Here is a 15,791-nt window from a genome sequence, read left to right as displayed (position 1 = left end):
GCGGGTGTTTTCACAACCCGCTCTTTCATTAGAGGAATAAGGTAATGGTTAGATGGTTGCTTAAAGTTTTACCGGCTTAACAGTATAGCCTTGCTTGCGTAATAAATTAATAACGCCGATATCGCCGCCAAGATGTGCCGCACCAACAGCAAAAAAGCAGGATTTGCTTTCCATGTTTTTTTGCATAAGCGGAATCCATTTGCTGTTGCGTTTTACAAGCAGTTCGTTTTCTGCATCCATTAACTCCGGCGAGTTATTGGTGAAACTGTAAAGCGCTTCTACATCCTGCGATTTGTAAACAGTAATCAGCTTTTTAAACTCTTCAATATTCTTATCAAAGTTATCGATCATGTTTTGCAGGTTGGCAACTTCAACACTGTCGGGTATGGAATCAAAAACGGCAACCTGGTCTTCCAGTGTTTCAAGACCTTTAATGTCTTTACCGTTTTTAGCTGCAATGGCAATAAAAGTTTGCTCGTACGATTCACGGGTTTTGCAGTTCAGCGATTTTTCCGACAGCATCGTCATCAGCATAAACGGTTTAAACGTATTGAACATGAGCGCCGACATGCCGGTGATTTTCTGATATTTTTTATCGAAGGCAGCAAAGGCACTGTCGCCAAATAATTGTTTAATCGTTTGCCCTTTGGGTAGCTGCAGCAGTGTTATCATTTTCATCATCATGGCCGGGTCGTCCATGTCTAATTCAAGAAACACCTGTTCTGCATTTGTAAATTTTTCCTGTACAACAGCAGGCATAAAAAAATCTTCTTTGCAAATAATATGTACAGTACCAAACAGGTAAGAGGGGGTCTTCAGGTTGTTGCCTGTAATTTCCCACAACAGGCTGCTTTCTGTTTTTGTTTGGGCAAAGCCAATGCTGCTCATGAGCACGGCAGCCAGTAAAATAATTTGCTTTTTCATTGTGATGATCATTCTTCTTCTGTCATTTCGTTTACAATATGCTTTAACTTTTCTGCATGCTGTCCGTAAAGTTTACGCACATACCATTTGTTTAAAAAATAAAGCGGAACGGTTAATACAAGCGACATTAAAGTTACAATACCGAAGAAAACAGCAAAAGGCACATCAGCTTTCTGGCGCTGTACGGCTACCTCTGGTGAGTAGAAAAACAGCACCACACTCATAGTAATAATAGAGATCGGCATCAGGGCTGTTCCGGCAATTAAATATATGCGGATGTATTTTTCAAGTATGCGTAACTGTTGCTGCAGGTTGCTTTTTACTTCGCAGGTAACACATTCCATTTGTTTCAGCAGGCTGCGTTTACGAATGTAATAAACCATAAAAGCAACGCCTATTACAAAAAACAACAAAGGAATAATGAGTATAAGACCTTTGAAGTTGATGATATAATCAATAATGATCCACAGGTATAAAACCACCACCACCCACATTTCAATGGTGAGGTTGCGTTTCATTTTCGCAATAGGACTTTTTGATTTTTTCTGCAGTATAGCCTGCAGCTCCTGTTCGGATGGTTGCCCGCTGCTGCTTTCAACCGTGCCCCACATTTCTTTTAGCTGATCAAGTTCCATACGCTTCGGCTTTAGTTAATGAACGTAATTTTTCTTTAATGCGGTTCATCTTTACCCGCAATGCGCCATTACCAATACCAAGTATGTCTTCCATTTCATCGTAACTCTTGTCTTCGAGGTATAACATTACAATGGCTTTTTCTACTTCGGTAAGTCGGCTGATGGCAGCATACATCTGCTGGAGTTTTTCTTCCTTCAGTTTTTCTTCATAGCTGTCGGCATCATCTCTTGGTATAAATTCAGGAAAACTCAAGGCAACCTTTCTCGATTGTTTCCGCAGGTTACTGATGGCGGTGTTCAGTGCAATACGGTACATCCAGGTACTGATCTTTGCATCGCCCCTGAAACTGCCGAATGCTTTCCATAGCTGAATAACGATTTCCTGGTACAGGTCATCCCTGTCCGCATCGTTGCGGCCATACAGATGGCATACTTTGCGAATAATACCTTGATGCTCTTTTACCAGCAGTAAAAAATCCTGTTCAGAAGCTATGGTCATTCAACCGGTTGGTTTACGTATTTGTATAGGTAGTGCAAAAATGAATTAAGTTACACGCAAATAAGAAAAATAGTTATGGCGAAGAAAATGTATCACCTGGCGCATTGTACAACCTGCCAGGCCATTATAAAAGAAACGGGTGCCGATAAAGCGGGCTTGGAATTTCAGAACATCCGTGAGGAGAAGATCACAAAAAAACAGCTGGAAGAGATGAGGAAACTTGCCGGTAGCTACGAGGCATTGTTCAGCCGGCGAGCATTAAAGTATAAAGAGCTTGGGTTAAAGGATAAAAAGCTTACAGAAGACGATTACAAAAATTACATACTGGAAGAAGATACGTTTCTGAAACGTCCGGTAACCATATTCAACAACCAGATATTTGTTGGTAACGATAAAAAAACGGTAGAAGCCTTGAAAAAAGCCCTGCAATAAAGTAATTTGTAAGTCCCCGGTCATAAATTGGAAAGCAACGGTTGTGAAAATGCTAAAAATCAACCAAACTGGTAGACTAAACAAAAGAAGCCTTATTTTCGCATGATTGTTTTTTAAGAATATGACTGATCGTTCGTTTGTAAAACGGATGAACTTTAAAATACTTTAGATCATGAGTGCTTTTCCCGGCTACCTGCTTAGCAGTAATTTCCCGTCGAGGAATACGGTGGTTACGTTTACAGAAGATTTGATCAACTGCATTTTTCCAATGGTTAGTGATGCAGCTGCTTATACCGAACAGCAGTGCAGTGCAAATATTTTGCTCAGGAAACAACTTACAGAAATACTTACGCCCTTATCGCAACGCTACGATCTGGATGTGGTTGGTATAACCGATGAATATCTTGATGAGCTTGCATTTATCAAAGCAGAGTTGATAGAAGATGCGGAGTTGATATTGGAGTTTGATCCTGCTGCTTATTCTGTTGAAGAAGTGATTTTATCGTACCCCGGTTTTTATGCTATTATGATCTACCGGCTTACGCATCCGTTGTATAAGTTGAATGTGCCTATTCTTCCACGTATTATGAGTGAGTTGGCGCACAGCAAAACAGGTATTGATATTAATGCAGGGGCACAGATCGGTTGTCCGTTCTTTATCGACCATGGCACAGGTGTGGTAATTGGCGAAACAAGTATCATTGGTAAGAATGTAAAAATTTACCAGGGAGTTACTTTGGGTGCATTGGCAGTACGTAAAGAAGATGCACAAACAAAACGGCATCCTACCATAGAAGATAACGTGGTGTTGTATGCAAACAGTACTATTCTTGGTGGTAAAACAGTCATTGGTCACGATAGTATTATTGGCGGTAATACCTGGATTACCGAGAGTGTAATACCGCATAGCGTTGCTTATACCAAAAGCCAGATCGTTATCACCGATAAAAAAGATTTTACAGAGCCTCTTAATTTCATTATCTAATATAAATCATCGAAAAAAATAAAACATGAAAGCAAACAGCATTTTAGAAACAATAGGCAACACGCCGCATGTACGCATCAATCGCTTGTTCTCTTCTGATGTTGAAGTATGGAGCAAGCTGGAACGTGCAAACCCCGGCGGTAGTATTAAGGATCGTATTGCATTAAGCATGATTGAAGATGCAGAAGCAAAAGGTATTTTGAAAGAGGGCAGTGTAATTATTGAACCAACGAGTGGCAACACCGGTATTGGTTTGGCAATGGTTGCAGCAGTAAAAGGCTATAAGCTCATTCTTGTTATGCCGGAAAGTATGAGTATTGAACGCCGTAAACTGATGAGTGTTTATGGTGCAACGTTTGAACTTACTCCACGTGAAAAAGGAATGAAAGGAGCTATTGCAAAAGCAACTGAATTACTTGAAGCAACGCCTAACAGCTGGATGCCGCAGCAGTTCGATAACCCGGCAAATATTGATGTGCATGTAAAAACAACTGCACAGGAAATAATTGCCGATTTTCCTGATGGAATTGATTACCTGATTACCGGTGTTGGTACAGGTGGACATATAACCGGTGTTGGTCGTGAACTGAAAAAGAAATTCCCGAATGTAAAAGTATTTGCTGTTGAACCGGAACTTTCTCCTGTTATCAGCGGTGGCGAACCTTCACCACATCCTATACAAGGTATTGGTGCAGGCTTTATTCCTACCAACTTACAAACCGATGTTTTGGATGGCGTAATTCAAGTAAGTAAAGATGATGCGTTTGCTTATGCGCAACGTGCAGCAAAAGAAGAAGGTATTTTCCAAGGTATTTCAAGCGGCGCAACAATGGCTGCTCTTGCTAAGAAATTACCCGAAATTCCGAAAGGAAGCAAAGTATTGATCTTTAACTACGATACCGGTGAGCGTTATTTCAGCGTAGATGGACTGTTTTAAAAGGTCGGCCCCTTAGTAATACACAAGCCTTCGCTTAGCGAAGGCTTTCTTATTCTTATTCCGTTGACGGGATCTTAGTTGACGATACGCAGCTTGGCATAATTCAGCATGATCTTCTTTTCGCCGTTCAATTCAAACTTTACCGTTGCAATGGGGTTGTGAGCACTGCCTTCCATTTTAATTACTTCGCCAAAACCGAATTTCTGATGCTCCACTTTATTGCCCACTTCCAGGTTGCTGGTATCGCTGGCAACAAAATCTGCAGCAGGTTTATGTTCCACTGTTTGTGGCCTTGCAGGTGGTGTGGCATACGATGGTTTTGATGTGTTAGCTTTCGGAGGTGCACCATAACGCTTTTCGGCATTGGCAACATCAGTATAGTCATTATTGCGATTGCCAAATCCACCTTTCATACGATCGAATGCAGAACCACCACCAAACGAAGAGCCGGATGACTGGTTACGTAAACCGCCGCCTGCATAACTTTTATCTACATATTGTTCCGGCAGTTCATCTAAGAAACGGCTGGGTTCATTTTGAACGATCTGTCCAAACTTATATCGTGTATTGGCATAAGTGATCCACAACTTCTTTTTTGCACGGGTGATCACTACATAAAACAAACGACGCTCTTCTTCCAGTTCTTCTCTTGTATTGATGGAGAGTGCACTGGGGAATAATTGTTCTTCTAAGCCCGCAGCAAATACACATTCAAATTCCAAACCTTTTGCAGCATGGATGGTCATGAGTTTTACATTGTCTGCATCAGGATCTTTATCATCGGCATCGGTTAACAAAGTGATCTGCTGCAGGTAAGCTCCAAGTGTAACAGCACCGAGTTTCTTTTGTTCTTCTGTTTGCGCAGGAGCAGCATCGAACGATAGTTCCTGTTGCGGCTTTTCGGGTTCATCAAACAGTTTTTCTTCTTCAATCATCACACCGTCATCATCAATCTGCTGACGGTTTGCCGTATCATCCACCCACTCTTTAATAGAGTTAAGTAATTCTTGCGTATTCTCATAACGTTGTAACCCTTCTGTACTCTTATCGTTGAATAATTCTTTAACGATATTGGTTTGTTTGCCCACATGCACCGCTACATCGTACGCATTATTCTTTTGTAACATGCTGGCAAAACTGCGGATCATGGTTACAAAATTGTCTATTGCTTCTAATGTTCCTGCTTTGAAACCATATTCCTGTGCACGGGTAAGCACTTCCCACATGCTGATGTTTTGTTCATTGGCAAACAGCACACATTTGTCAACCGTTGTTTTACCAATGCCACGAACAGGATAATTGATGATGCGTTTCAACGCTTCTTCATCACGTGGGTTTACAATAAGGCGCAGGTATGCAATAAAGTCTTTGATCTCTTTGCGTTGATAGAAACTGATGCCGCCGTAAATAATATAGGGAATACCCATGCGGCGCAGGCTTTCTTCCATTGCACGGCTTTGTGCATTGGTACGATAGAGAATGGCGAAATCTTTATTGCGGTAATGGTTACGGAGTTTTTGTTCCTGGATAGTATCTGCAACAAACTTTCCTTCATCATTATCGGTAAGCGTACGAACCAGTTTTAATTTTTCGCCATCGCCATTATCGGTAAAAAGTGTTTTTTCAATTTGTCCTTTGTTGTTGGCTATAACTTCGTTTGCAACATTGAGGATGTTCTTTGTACTGCGGTAGTTCTGTTCCAGTTTTACCACATGCACATTGTCATAATCTTTCTGAAACTGTAAAATGTTTTCAATAGTAGCGCCACGGAAACTGTAAATACTTTGTGCATCATCGCCCACCACACAAACATTTTCGTGCATGGCACCTAACAGTTTTATGATCTCGTACTGGGCAGGGTTAGTATCCTGGTACTCATCGATCATGATGTATTTGAAACGACGTTGGTACTTACTTAAGCTTTCCGGAACAGTTTTCAGTAATTCATAAAACTTGATCAACAGATCATCAAAATCCATTGCGCCGTTTTTAAAACAACGCTTGGCATAACTATCGTAGATCTGTGCAATGGCCGGACGGTTGGCACGCATATCTTCCTGCTGTATGTGCCAGTCGTTCTTGTATTCTTCTGCATTTACCAATGCATTTTTTGCAGAGGAGATGCGGTTGTAAACAGTTGATGGTTTGTAGTGTTTATCATCCAGGTTCATTTCATTGATCACTGTTTTGATTACACTTTTTGCATCATCCGTATCGTAAATCGTAAAGTTTGATGGATAACCGATCTTAGTTGCTTCACTTCTTAAAATTCTTGCGAAGACACTATGAAAAGTACCGATGTATAAATTTCTTGCTTCGTGGTTGCCGAGGATGTGCTCCACACGCTCCTTCATTTCCTTGGCCGCTTTATTGGTAAACGTTAACGCTAATATGTTGAATGCATCTACACCCTGCGCCATTAAATGTGCAATACGGGTGGTGAGCACTTTGGTTTTACCACTACCTGCACCTGCCACGATCATCAACGGTCCGTCGATGGTGATCACTGCTTCTTTCTGCCGTTCGTTTAGTCCTTTTAAATAGTCAATCATAAATCGAAATAAGCCTGCAATTTACAAGAAGCAAATGGGAGATGGGGTGCTGTGGAGAAAGAAATTGCAGCTCCTTTGGAGAACAACAAAAAGAAAAACAGGAAATCAGGATCAGGCTTCTGTTTCGTCGTACATAAACACATCAATTGCTGGCTTCCCGGCCTGCATTAGAAACAGGTTGCATTGATGAAACAAATCCTGCGGCGCACCGGTAGTAAAATAATTCCCACTATACCAATACTGCATAAGCTGTGTGGTTACATTGCTGTTGTTGCGTGTAAGCAGCAACCATTGCATGCGTGATAAAGCTGCATCGGAAAGATGGTTGAAGACTCCGTTGCTGAGGAGATTTCTTGTAAGGGCCATTACTTGCTTTTGCATAAACTTGAATTTTAGGTGAATTACAAATACTAACGTAAAAAGAATGCCAAGGTTTTCTTATCAAATTGTTACCGGGCAGGAATGTGCATTGGCTGTGTATAAGGAAGGTGTTCGGTTTCCTCAAATCATCTTTCATAATCACTAATTCATAACCAAACATTCATGCCCTTTTTCCTTGCCACCCCAGCTAAAAGGCTTACCTTTGCGGCCTTAAAATTGGCAGTAATCACCAACACTATTGCCTAACTCACTGAGTATGAATATTCGTAACATAGCAATTATTGCACACGTTGACCATGGTAAGACTACCCTGGTTGACAAAATTTTACACGCAACCAAAGTTTTCCGTGAAAACCAGGAAACAGGCGAACTCATCATGGACAGCAACGACCTGGAAAGGGAGCGTGGTATCACCATCTTTTCCAAAAATGCTGCTGTTACCTACAACGATATTAAAATTAACGTGATCGATACACCAGGCCACGCCGATTTTGGTGGTGAGGTAGAACGTGTATTGAAAATGGCTGATGGTGTAATTCTGTTGGTGGATGCTTTTGAAGGTCCGATGCCACAAACACGTTTCGTGTTACAAAAAGCATTGCAGTTAAACCTGAAGCCGATCGTTGTTATCAATAAAGTTGATAAACCAAACTGTCGTCCTGATGAAGTGCATGATGCGGTGTTCGAATTATTCTTTAACCTCGATGCAACAGAAGAACAACTGGATTTCCCTACTTACTATGGTAGTGGTAAAAACGGTTGGTTCAACGATTCATTAACAGAGATCGATAACATCAATCCATTACTGGATGGTATTATTAAATATGTACCTGCTCCGAAAGTAGCGGAAGGTCCATTGCAGATGCAGATCACTTCACTCGATTATTCTTCTTTCCTCGGTCGTATTGCAGTTGGTAAAGTAAGCCGTGGTTCAATCAAAGAAAATCAGCAGGTAGCATTAATGCAGGCCGATGGTACAGTGCGTAAGCTGAAAGTAAAAGAACTGTATGTGTTTGAAGGAATGGGCAAAAAGAAAGTGGCAGAAGTAGTTGCCGGCGATCTTTGTGCAGTTGTTGGTGTTGATGATTTTAATATTGGTGATACTATTGCTGATGCAGATAATCCGGAAGCATTACCGGTTATCAGTGTAGATGAGCCAACGATGAACATGTTGTTCAGTGTAAACAACTCACCTTTCTTTGGTAAAGATGGTAAGTTTGTTACAAGCCGTCACTTGCGTGATCGTTTAATGAAAGAAACGGAAAAGAATCTTGCGCTTCGTGTAACAGATAGCGAAGATGGCGATAGCCTGGTGGTATATGGTCGTGGTATTCTTCACCTCGGTATCTTAATTGAAACCATGCGTCGTGAAGGGTATGAATTAACTGTTGGTCAACCACAGGTAATTGTGAAAGAGATCGGTGGAAAAAAACACGAACCATACGAAACATTGGTAGTGGATGTGCCGCAGGAGTTTGCAAGCAAAGTAATTGATTTGGTTACACGTCGTAAAGGTGAAATGCTGGTGATGGAAACCAAAGGTGAAATGCAACACCTTGAGTTCGATATTCCTTCACGTGGGTTGATTGGTTTGCGTACACAAATGCTTACCGCTACAACCGGTGAAGCTGTAATGGCGCACCGTTTCAGCGAATACAAACCATGGAAAGGTGCAATCCCCGGTCGTAACAACGGTGTATTACTTTCTAAATTCCAGGATAAAACAACCGGTTATTCAATTGATAAGTTGCAGGATCGTGGTACTTTCTTTGTTGATCCGGGTGAAGATGTTTATGCAGGCCAGATCATTGCTGAACACATTAAACCAGGCGACTTAGTAGTAAACGCAACAGAAGGTAAAAAGTTAACCAACCACCGTGCAAGTGGAAGTGATGATGCAACACGCATTGCTCCAAAAACCTTGCTTACGCTGGAAGAGTGTATGGAATACATTCAGTTTGATGAGTGTATTGAAGTAACTCCAAACTTCATCCGTATGCGTAAAGTAATTCTCGATGAAGAAGAGCGCAAGAAAGTAGCAAAACAAATGAACGCACAAATGGCGTAAGAAATACTTGCTTAAAGAATAAAACCTCCTTAATATGGGAGGTTTTTTGTTTTGGGGAATGATGGTTATCATTGCAATTCCTAAACCAAATACATAAAGCAATGAGTGAAACATCCATTTTTGATCCGGTATTTTATCCTTACCAGTTTATTTTCCGTATCGGCACCATTCACAACGATTTCAGAGCAGTTGATGCAAGTGGCACAACAAAAGCATTTGTAAAACAAAAACTGTTTAAGTTTAAAGAACATGTACAGGTGTTTACAGATGAAAGCCAAACAGAACTGCTGTACAACATACGTGCAAACAAGTGGCTCGACTTTAATACAACATACAGCTTCGATAAACCCGATGGTTCCTCCATTGGTCGTGTGGCACGAAAGGGCTGGCGCTCTTTATGGAAAGCACAATACGAACTGTATGATGAAAGAGATCAACAGGATCTCATTATCCAGGAAAAAAATGCATGGACAAAAGTGGGAGATGCTGTGCTTTCTGAAATTCCGATCCTCGGCATTTTCACAGGTTACTTATTCAACCCAAGTTATACAGTAAAACGTCCTGACGGCACGTTGGTAGCAACATTTAAAAAAGAAGCTTCGTTCTTTGGTCGTAAGTTTAATTTATACCAGGAAACAATGTTTGAAAAAGGCGAAGAACAGCGCATTCAACTGGGATTAATGATGATGGCATTGCTCGAAAGAAGAAGAGGATAGAGAAAGATATAAATCTTAATATACTAAGTTTCTTTTTTAGCTTAACCATTTTGTAAACAGGATAAAATTGCCTTAATCCGGAAATAGATACAAGTCAGAACGTAACAGGTCAACTAGTGCTATGCAGGAAAGTTTATTTCATTTGCTTCGGTGTCCATATGCAAAGCAACCTTTGCGTATTCAGATCATTTCAAAAAAACAAAGGCAATTTAACAGCTCTTTAGTTGAAATAATAGAAGAAGCTATCCTGTTTTCGGAAGAAGGGTTTGTCTTCCCGGTAATTGATGGAATTCCGAGAATGCTCATTGAATCAATCTACGATTACGACACTTTTTTGAAACAACATTTGCCAAACTATCTATTATTAAAAAAACAACTTGAAGAGAAGCATGCTGATCTGTTAGCTTTTTGCAGAGAAAAAAATAAAAAAACAAAGCAAAGTTTCTTTTTGGAATGGGGCTTTTTAAAACCGCAGGCGAATGATAAACTATGGCATGATGAGATTGCAGATTTGTCTTACAAGTTTTTACAGGAATTTGATTTAAAGCCTGAAGATTTAAAAGGGAAAGCCGTAATAGATGTTGGTTGTGGGCATGGGGTAACAACGGGAAAAATAGCAACGCTCTCTCAATTGGTTGTTGGGGTTGAATTGAGCCGGGCAGTTGAGAATGCATATAGCCGCAATGATCAAGCAAATGCACATTTTTTGCAAGGTGATCTTCTCTTTCTTCCTTTTGCTGAAAGGTCGTTTGATCTTTTGTACTCCAGTGGTGTGTTGCATCACACAGCTGACACAAAAAAATCACTGGTAGCAGTAGAAGCACTCGTAAAGAAGAATGGAAAAATCTGCATCTGGCTCTACCATCCTCAGTCAAACAAAATTCACAATGCGATGCTCTTCATGCGAAAAGTGACCAGTAAGATGCCTGTAGCTATATCGTTTCCCTTGCTTATGATTTTTGTTTTTCCATTCAGCTTTTTAATTAAGAAAATAAAAAGAAAACGGAAGTTGAATTATAGAGAAGAGATCATTGATATACTAGATATGTTTACGCCGGAATTTCGTTTTGAAATTACCCACAATGAAGCAGAGAAATGGCTTACGGAGTTGAATTATTCCGATGTAAAAGTGACGACAACCGATCAGTTTGGTTTTTCCATTGTTGGGAAGAATGTAAAAGAAAGTTGATAGGCTTATCTTATTTTTTGTTGCAGTAATTGTTTTACAGAACCAAACCATTCAGTTTTTAAAATACTCAGGATAATACTGTCTCTTCTTCCGCCTGCTTCAATGGTCATATTGCTTCTCAGTATTCCTTCAACAGTACAACCAATTGCTTTCATAGCGTTGATGGAAGGTTGATTGTTTGCATCGGCTCTTAACTCTACACGCTCCAACCCCCATTTTTCAAATGCAAATTGAAACAGCAGTTGCTTGCAGTTACGGTTTAATCCTGTTCGTTGAAATGCCTTGCCATACCAGGTGTAACCTAACTGTGTTGTTTTGTTGAATGGCTGAATGTCGTAGAAACGTGTGCTGCCTGCATATTGCTGTGTTGCTTTGTCAAATACAATAAACGGATATTCAATACCGGCAACTTTGTTTTGCAATGTCGTACTGATGTAATTCTTCATTCCCTCTTCACCTGCAGGGCTGATAAGTGAATACTTCCACAGATCAGCTTCGTGTAATGCAAAAACTAAAAGGTTTTCGAAATCACTTTCTTTCAACGGACGAAGCAGTACCCGATCGTTTTCTAAAACAATTTCGCTGTCGGTAATTTTTTCTATCATCCTTCAACACGTTTTATATCGGCACCAAGATTACGTAAACGTTCATCGATATATTGATAACCTCTGTCGATCTGTTCAATATTTTGAATGATGCTTTTACCTTCGGCACTTAATGCAGCAATCAGCAATGCCTGTCCGGCACGAATGTCGGGGCTGCTCATGGTAATGCCTCTCAGCTTTTGCTCACGTTCCAAGCCAATTACTACTGCACGGTGTGGATCGCAAAGAATGATCTGTGCACCCATATCAATGAGTTTATCTACAAAGAACAAACGGCTTTCAAACATTTTCTGGTGAATGAGTACACTGCCTTTCGCTTGTATTGCAGTAACTAAAACAATGCTCAACAGATCGGGAGTAAAGCCGGGCCATGGATGATCGTAGATAGTTAATACACCACCATCGAAATAGCGACTTACTTCATATATCTCTTGTTCTGGAATATGAATATCATCACCATCAATATTTACAGTAATACCCAGCTGGCGAAACTTGTCGGGAATAATTCCTAAATGATCAACAGATGCATTCTTAATACGGATATCGCTCTGTGTCATTGCTGCTAAACCAATGAACGAACCTACTTCAATCATATCGGGTAAAATACGATGAGCCGTTCCTCCTAAATAATCAACACCTTCAATGTTAAGCAGGTTACTTCCAATGCCGCTGATTTTTGCGCCCATGCGGTTAAGCATTGCACATAACTGCTGAATGTATGGTTCACAAGCTGCATTGTAAATGGTAGTTGTACCATTGGCCATGCTTGCTGCCATTACAATGTTTGCAGTGCCTGTTACCGATGGTTCATCGAGCAGCATATTTACGCCTTGCAGTTTACTGGTAGTAAGATGAAAGAAACCATCTTCTGCATGGTAGTTAAACGCAGCTCCTAATTTTTCAAAACCAATTACATGTGTATCTAATCTTCTGCGGCCGATTTTATCGCCACCAGGTTTAGGAATGAATGCTTTTTTATAACGGGCAAGCATAGGGCCAGCCAGCATTACGCTTCCACGCAGGCGTCCGCTTTTCTTTTTAAAACGTTCGCTGTGCAAATAATCAATATCTACATCATCGGCCTGGAAAATACAGGTGTCACTTTGCGGCCTCTCGATTTTTACATTCATTTCGCCCAACAACTCAATCAGTAGATTTACATCAACAATATCGGGTATGTTGGTAATGGTAACTTTTTCAGGCGTAAGCAATACTGCACTGATGATTTGCAGTGCTTCGTTTTTTGCACCTTGCGGAACAATATCGCCTTTCAGCTTTTTGCCGCCTCGTACTTCAAATGCGTTCATATAGATAGTTATGTAATAAGTGTGGAATGATCGAGCAACAAAGTACAGGGAAATAAAAAAGGTTAACAAGAAATTCCTTATTAACCTTTGAGATTTTTGTGCCGAAAGATCAGTAGCGTTTTTTAAACTTATTGTTATTGCCACCCCTGTTATCACGACCACCGCCACCGCCTCTGTTATCACGACCACCACCGCTGCCGCTTCTTTGCTGGAAATGCTTTTTAAACTTACCACCACCGCCACGGTTTTCTCTGAAATCGTCGCTTGGCCGGTATTGGCGAACAAAAGGACGGTTGTTGAATTCTAATTCTCCTTTAGTAATTGCGCTCAGTTCGGCTTGTACCGCATCGTCATGAATGTTTTCTTTATGCCAGTTGTTGTACGAAAGCTTCATGTAGTAAGCTATGGCATTTGCAAAACCTTGTTTCTTTTCGGGGTTTTCTTCTTTCAATGCCTTATCAATCACCACTTCAATATTTTTACCCAAATGGTTGTAGCGTGGGTAACGTTTGGGGTAAGGCAAAGGCTCCGGTCTTGCTTTTAAGGATTCACGTGTAGGAATCGGATAGGGGCTGTCTACATCCAGTTTAAAATCTGAAATAAGAAACAGGTGATCCCAAAGCTTATGACGGAAATCCTCTACATTTTTTAAATGCGGATTCAGGAAGCCCATCAGCTCAATTACCACATGTGCCTGTTCCTGGCGCTTCTGACGGTCTTCAATTGTAATAATATGATCGACCATTTTCTGAATATGTCGTCCGTACTCACGAATGGTCAAATGGTTTCTTGTTGTGTTGTATTCCATAAAACGAATAAAAGCAAATGTAAGCAAAGGGTTGATAAAAAAAGCTGCCCTTTTGAGGGGGCAGCTGGTTCCAGTGGTAAACTATGACTATCAAAAAAACTATTGTTTTACAATTTTCTGTGTTACTACCTCTCCTCCATCGATGATTTGTAAAAGATACATACCACTGTTGATCGAGCCGGTTTGTAATACATTATAACCGGTCGCTGTACGTCCGTTAGCAACGGCTCTGCCACTCATATCCAGCACACGCCAGTTGTAAGCGCCTTTACTGTTGAGGGCAATTTCATTTTTATTAATAATGTTTGTAACAACATCAAATTTTGTACTGTTTGTTACTTCACGCAGCGCAACTACGTTTGAGTAATATTTTAATTGCGATGCAGTTGTTACCAGCAAGCGGTAGAAAACTGTTTTCTTTTCTGTAGGCTGGTAATCGAAGTTGCTGCTGTTAGCTGCTACTTTTTGTAAACCTGTAAAGCTGCTGCCATTTGTTGATGTTTCAATAGAAATGCTTTCAATCGGTTCATCTGCAACAATATTCCAGTTTAACTCATGCTTATTGTTTGCAGCACGACCGTTCAACTTCATACTTTGTACAGGTAAAGTTGAAGGTAAAGCAGCACCTGCAATTGCATAATCACCAAGCATACCATAGTTAGAAACGTTTGTATTAGAAGCGTTTGAAACACTCAGGTAATAAGTTCCCATAGTAATTGTGCTGTCTATTGATACATCCAGTGAATTTGCAGGGTTATAACTGTTAAGTACATTACCACGAGAGTCAAGAATGCTCATTTTAATATCTACGTTTGGCTTGCTGGTTGTGCCGGCAGCACCTTTTGCTGTTATCTGGAAACGAGATGTAGAGGTAACATCAATTTTAAATATATCCACATCAGATGTTGTGTTAATCTGGCTGCTTACATTAAAGCCTGGTGTAGATGGCTGGTTGTTTACAGGTACACTTTGAACCATTGGAACTGCCGTTGCCTGGCGGTAGGTGTTACCGACAGAATCGGTTTTATAACCAAAACCATTTGCACTTCCCGAAAGAATGGCTAAGTCATCCTGTATGTTCGTACAAGAATAAGAACTGCCCTTATGCCAAAGTGTAAGTGTTTTGCCATAGCTGTTGCCCATAATAGGCGCCCAGCTTGTTGCGCCTGAACCTGTTCCTGGGTTATACTCAGTTACATAGTTACAGTTGGCGTCGTATAAAGTTTGGTGATAGAGACCAAGTGTATGGCCGGATTCATGTGATGAAGCTTCACCAATATTTTTTTCATTGTAGCCGAGAAGATTTGCAAAAACAAATCCTGGGATTTCTAAACCCCAACGGAACGATTCGAGATAGGCAACCCCACCGGCACTACCATACCAGCTGCTGTATGCTGTAACAATAATGCGTTGTCTTTTGTTAATTGGGGCAGCAAAATATACTGTCGAGTCTGTTGTAATATTAATGTTGAAGGGATTAAAATCTTCAGCAACCTGGTAAAATGCTGTTGTAATTTTTTCGTTCGTTAAACCCGATGGAGTAGCGTAAAACGGAGTTCCGCTATTCCAATACGGAGTGTTCACGGTTTGCCCGTCAAAATCAAGAAAGATTGTTGCAGATGCACCGGGGTTACTGTTGAGTTTTGGCACTTGCGCTTGCGCAGTGTAAGCTGTTGTTGCAAATACAGCAACTAAGCTCATGATGAGATTACGTGTCATAGTTATTGGATTTTTATAGTTTACTTATACCCGC

Annotated in this window: 15 protein-coding genes; 6 read left to right on the top strand and 9 right to left on the bottom strand. The window is 40.6% G+C overall.

The window, feature by feature from the left end; all coding sequences use genetic code 11:
• Nucleotides 1-60 precede the first annotated feature (60 nt).
• Genes ESA94_RS08605 through ESA94_RS08595 form a run of 3 tightly spaced genes read right to left on the bottom strand, consistent with a single transcriptional unit; the run spans nt 61 to nt 2,058 of the window.
• Nucleotides 61-924, bottom strand: coding sequence for a TraB/GumN family protein (locus ESA94_RS08605; RefSeq protein WP_164972680.1), 864 nt, complete (start codon nt 922-924; stop codon nt 61-63).
• An 8-nt stretch (nt 925-932) separates the two neighbouring features.
• A complete protein-coding gene (locus ESA94_RS08600) occupies nt 933-1,559 on the bottom strand; it encodes a hypothetical protein (protein WP_129130480.1) in 627 nt (208 codons plus the stop codon).
• Nucleotides 1,549-2,058, bottom strand: a complete 510-nt coding sequence (locus tag ESA94_RS08595; protein ID WP_129130479.1) for an RNA polymerase sigma factor — start codon at nt 2,056-2,058, stop codon at nt 1,549-1,551. The genes ESA94_RS08600 and ESA94_RS08595 overlap by 11 nt, the downstream gene beginning before the upstream one ends.
• A 75-nt stretch (nt 2,059-2,133) precedes the next feature.
• Between ESA94_RS08595 and ESA94_RS08590 the strand changes: the two genes are divergently transcribed.
• The 3 genes from ESA94_RS08590 to cysK all read left to right on the top strand — a co-directional run bounded on the left by ESA94_RS08590 (nt 2,134) and on the right by cysK (nt 4,412).
• Complete coding sequence (locus ESA94_RS08590) at nt 2,134-2,490, top strand: arsenate reductase family protein (protein ID WP_129130478.1); 357 nt, start codon at nt 2,134-2,136, stop codon at nt 2,488-2,490.
• Between the two features lie 172 nt (nt 2,491-2,662).
• Nucleotides 2,663-3,475: a serine O-acetyltransferase gene (locus tag ESA94_RS08585; RefSeq protein ID WP_129130477.1), complete on the top strand. Its 813-nt coding sequence runs from the start codon at nt 2,663-2,665 to the stop codon at nt 3,473-3,475.
• A gap of 25 nt (nt 3,476-3,500) precedes the next feature.
• Nucleotides 3,501-4,412 carry a cysteine synthase A gene (cysK, locus tag ESA94_RS08580; RefSeq protein WP_129130476.1) on the top strand — a complete coding sequence of 304 codons (912 nt, stop codon included), beginning with the start codon at nt 3,501-3,503 and terminating at the stop codon, nt 4,410-4,412.
• A 74-nt stretch (nt 4,413-4,486) separates the two neighbouring features.
• Here cysK and ESA94_RS08575 read toward each other — a convergent pair whose 3' ends face one another.
• Both ESA94_RS08575 and ESA94_RS08570 read right to left on the bottom strand, forming a co-directional pair.
• A complete protein-coding gene (locus ESA94_RS08575) occupies nt 4,487-6,964 on the bottom strand; it encodes an ATP-dependent helicase (RefSeq protein ID WP_129130475.1) in 2,478 nt (825 codons plus the stop codon).
• A 111-nt stretch (nt 6,965-7,075) separates the two neighbouring features.
• Entirely contained in the window at nt 7,076-7,345 is a 270-nt protein-coding gene (locus ESA94_RS08570) for a hypothetical protein (protein ID WP_129130474.1), read from the bottom strand.
• Nucleotides 7,346-7,601: 256 nt separating this feature from the next.
• On the opposite strand from ESA94_RS08570, the gene typA reads away from it, so the two are divergent.
• From typA to ESA94_RS08555, 3 genes are all read left to right on the top strand, one after another.
• On the top strand, nt 7,602-9,413 hold the full coding sequence (gene typA, locus ESA94_RS08565) for a translational GTPase TypA (RefSeq protein WP_129130473.1): 1,812 nt from the start codon (nt 7,602-7,604) through the stop codon (nt 9,411-9,413).
• A 101-nt stretch (nt 9,414-9,514) separates the two neighbouring features.
• Entirely contained in the window at nt 9,515-10,129 is a 615-nt protein-coding gene (locus ESA94_RS08560) for an LURP-one-related/scramblase family protein (protein WP_129130472.1), read from the top strand.
• A gap of 121 nt (nt 10,130-10,250) precedes the next feature.
• Complete coding sequence (locus tag ESA94_RS08555) at nt 10,251-11,318, top strand: methyltransferase domain-containing protein (RefSeq protein ID WP_129130471.1); 1,068 nt, start codon at nt 10,251-10,253, stop codon at nt 11,316-11,318.
• 5 nt (nt 11,319-11,323) lie between these two features.
• On the opposite strand, the gene ESA94_RS08550 is transcribed toward ESA94_RS08555, so the two are convergent.
• The 4 genes from ESA94_RS08550 to ESA94_RS08535 form a co-directional block, all read right to left on the bottom strand.
• A complete protein-coding gene (locus ESA94_RS08550) occupies nt 11,324-11,923 on the bottom strand; it encodes a GNAT family N-acetyltransferase (RefSeq protein ID WP_129130470.1) in 600 nt (199 codons plus the stop codon).
• Complete coding sequence (gene murA, locus ESA94_RS08545; RefSeq protein ID WP_129130469.1) at nt 11,920-13,230, bottom strand: UDP-N-acetylglucosamine 1-carboxyvinyltransferase; 1,311 nt, start codon at nt 13,228-13,230, stop codon at nt 11,920-11,922. The genes ESA94_RS08550 and murA overlap by 4 nt, the downstream gene beginning before the upstream one ends.
• Nucleotides 13,231-13,339: 109 nt before the next feature.
• Complete coding sequence (locus ESA94_RS08540; protein ID WP_240671016.1) at nt 13,340-14,065, bottom strand: DUF4290 domain-containing protein; 726 nt, start codon at nt 14,063-14,065, stop codon at nt 13,340-13,342.
• A gap of 72 nt (nt 14,066-14,137) precedes the next feature.
• Entirely contained in the window at nt 14,138-15,757 is a 1,620-nt protein-coding gene (locus ESA94_RS08535; RefSeq protein WP_129130467.1) for a T9SS type A sorting domain-containing protein, read from the bottom strand.
• Between the last annotated feature and the right edge of the window lie 34 nt (nt 15,758-15,791).

The sequence above is a fragment of the Lacibacter luteus genome (assembly GCF_004118265.1).
Lineage (GTDB): Bacteria > Bacteroidota > Bacteroidia > Chitinophagales > Chitinophagaceae > Lacibacter > Lacibacter luteus.
This window is presented reverse-complemented; position numbering and strand designations above follow the sequence as displayed.

Coding starts and splice junctions, on each gene's coding strand:
- ESA94_RS08605 (WP_164972680.1), bottom strand. CDS start 924: ATGAAAAAGCAAATTATTTTACTGGCTGCCGTGCTCATGAGCAGCATT.
- ESA94_RS08600 (WP_129130480.1), bottom strand. CDS start 1,559: ATGGAACTTGATCAGCTAAAAGAAATGTGGGGCACGGTTGAAAGCAGC.
- ESA94_RS08595 (WP_129130479.1), bottom strand. CDS start 2,058: ATGACCATAGCTTCTGAACAGGATTTTTTACTGCTGGTAAAAGAGCAT.
- ESA94_RS08590 (WP_129130478.1), top strand. CDS start 2,134: ATGGCGAAGAAAATGTATCACCTGGCGCATTGTACAACCTGCCAGGCC.
- ESA94_RS08585 (WP_129130477.1), top strand. CDS start 2,663: ATGAGTGCTTTTCCCGGCTACCTGCTTAGCAGTAATTTCCCGTCGAGG.
- cysK (WP_129130476.1), top strand. CDS start 3,501: ATGAAAGCAAACAGCATTTTAGAAACAATAGGCAACACGCCGCATGTA.
- ESA94_RS08575 (WP_129130475.1), bottom strand. CDS start 6,964: ATGATTGACTATTTAAAAGGACTAAACGAACGGCAGAAAGAAGCAGTG.
- ESA94_RS08570 (WP_129130474.1), bottom strand. CDS start 7,345: ATGCAAAAGCAAGTAATGGCCCTTACAAGAAATCTCCTCAGCAACGGA.
- typA (WP_129130473.1), top strand. CDS start 7,602: ATGAATATTCGTAACATAGCAATTATTGCACACGTTGACCATGGTAAG.
- ESA94_RS08560 (WP_129130472.1), top strand. CDS start 9,515: ATGAGTGAAACATCCATTTTTGATCCGGTATTTTATCCTTACCAGTTT.
- ESA94_RS08555 (WP_129130471.1), top strand. CDS start 10,251: ATGCAGGAAAGTTTATTTCATTTGCTTCGGTGTCCATATGCAAAGCAA.
- ESA94_RS08550 (WP_129130470.1), bottom strand. CDS start 11,923: ATGATAGAAAAAATTACCGACAGCGAAATTGTTTTAGAAAACGATCGG.
- murA (WP_129130469.1), bottom strand. CDS start 13,230: ATGAACGCATTTGAAGTACGAGGCGGCAAAAAGCTGAAAGGCGATATT.
- ESA94_RS08535 (WP_129130467.1), bottom strand. CDS start 15,757: ATGACACGTAATCTCATCATGAGCTTAGTTGCTGTATTTGCAACAACA.